This window comes from Nitrosophilus sp., assembly GCF_982775275.1.
Map to the genome: position 1 here is coordinate 1 of NZ_CEXZHP010000246.1, position 1,960 is coordinate 1,960.

The 1,960-nt window shown below is 38.7% G+C and carries 4 protein-coding genes; all 4 read right to left on the minus strand.

The features are described from left to right. The coding region (locus AC30RD_RS08825; RefSeq protein WP_489494141.1) for an RsmD family RNA methyltransferase at positions 1-309 on the minus strand (309 nt) is incomplete at its 3' end. After that, positions 296-643, minus strand: coding sequence for a hypothetical protein (locus tag AC30RD_RS08830; RefSeq protein WP_489494143.1), 348 nt, complete (start codon positions 641-643; stop codon positions 296-298). The genes AC30RD_RS08825 and AC30RD_RS08830, both read right to left, overlap by 14 nt. 1 nt (position 644) lies before the next feature. After that, positions 645-1,313, minus strand: coding sequence for an exonuclease domain-containing protein (locus AC30RD_RS08835; protein ID WP_489494144.1), 669 nt, complete (start codon positions 1,311-1,313; stop codon positions 645-647). Positions 1,314-1,316: 3 nt separating this feature from the next. Beyond that, positions 1,317-1,739: a hypothetical protein gene (locus tag AC30RD_RS08840; protein WP_489494145.1), complete on the minus strand. Its 423-nt coding sequence runs from the start codon at positions 1,737-1,739 to the stop codon at positions 1,317-1,319. Between the last annotated feature and the right edge of the window lie 221 nt (positions 1,740-1,960).

Consider the following 1,960-nt stretch of genomic DNA (forward strand, 5'->3'; position numbering starts at 1 on the left):
CACCACTTCACAACGCTTGGGATCAGTTAGCGCGATGTTACTATGAAGAACACGCAAGGCATCTTTGTCTTTTTCCATAAAATAGATTTTCTTGGCACCTCTGCTGAGTGCTTCAAGCCCGATTGATCCACTCCCTGCAAACACCTCTACAGAAACAGCATCTACTATATCAAACTGCAAAGTATTAAAAAAAGATTCCAATACAATCGCCTTTGAGCTGCGTGTTGTTGTTTTTGAGGGGAGTGTCAAGGTTTTTCCTTTGTATTTTCCCGCTACAATTTTTTTTGTCAGCTTTTTACCGTTTTTCATAAAATGCCCTTACCGTCTGGAGTATATTTTCTTGATACTGCTGTGTTAACATCGCTATCTTTTGCTCCAAAAGGGCAAAATCATCCCCCTCTTCCTGTTTTTTATAGACACTAGCATAATGTTTCTCAAGTGCAAGTATAAGTTGTGACTTAGAGAAAGGTTTTTGCAGATGGGCATTGGGATCAGAAGCGATATAAAAACAGCGTCTATCATCAAGGCAAGGCGCATCTCGTATCACAATATCACTCTTTTTTGGAGAGCTTAAATATTTTGATAAAAACAACTCTAACGATTTTTGTAACAAAGGTGAGTGGCACATAACAGCAACTTTCATTCTAACCCTTTAAATAATATTGTAACGAGTAGCGCAGATCCTCATCGATACTATCCAAAGAGAGTATCCACTGCACATAACCTCTGTCATTGAGGCATATCTCCTCTATGTAGCAAGCTTTGTATTTTCCAAAAGAAAACCGCTCAAGCAACACCGGCGTAACACTGAGTGTGTACATCTCCTCCAATGAAACAAGCTCCAAAAGGTAGTTGTACAACGCCTCTATAACATACGCATCCCCCAAAGCACTCCACGGAAGGCTTTGTTGCTCCTGTTTGTAGAGTTTACACTCATAGCGCAAAAACTGCAAGGCGTACGATTCCAAATCAGGCATAAGGTGTTTGGCAACCTTTTTGGTATCGACCACCTTTCCGGTGAAAAAAAAACCGTGTGATGATAACATATCAAAAATAAACGCTCCGTTATGCACAACCAATGTTTCTGCTTGCGTGTTATGTGTTTGGAGGTATCTGTAAATCTCGCCCTCACAAAAAGGTTTTTTGTCTGCTATCTCTTCATTGGTTATATGATGGATTGATGAGGCTTTGGAAGATATTTTTCTCTTTTCATTATACAGCTCATAGAGTTGCGTGTTGCCATCCACCAAGCCACAGGAGCATATCTTGTCTTCATCCTCCACACCGGTTGTTTCAATATCTACAAACAGCACGCTTTACTTCCCCACTCGCTCAAGCAAGCCGTTGTAATGTTCTAGTGTTAAAAAACTCTTCTCAAATCTGTAGCGAAGTACAAACTCCACCACTTTGTTTTTGAGTTCTTCATCCACATTTTCCGCTCTGCCAAAATATGCCAAAGAGATATTTGTACTCTTTTTCAGTGCATCTTTATCGTAACGGATGGCAAGAATCTGCATATATTTTCCCTTTTTAATCTCACCCAAAGATTCACTCAAAAGGGATACACCGGAGAGATTAATCGCTTTAAACACAAACAGATCTTCAAAGCCTGCCACTTTCTCATCAACACGCAACTCTTTATATAAAACACGTAACGCCACAAGATTGTGCTTGCGTGTTAGCTCATAAGAAGATATTTTATTTGTAAGGTTTTTTAATCTGTCTAACGGTGTACTCATCTGTTTTCCTTAAAATTAGACTTTTTGTACAATCTAGGTTGTGCAAGAAGTCTATTGAATTATAACAAATTTTTTAGATATAATTTCAAGAAAATAAAGAAGCGTATGGACTATTTAAAAATCAAAGGGGCAAAAGCGCTCCATGGAACAATAGATATATCGGGTGCAAAAAACGCATCTCTCCCTTTAATAGCGATGAGTATTTTGGCAAAAAACAAAAT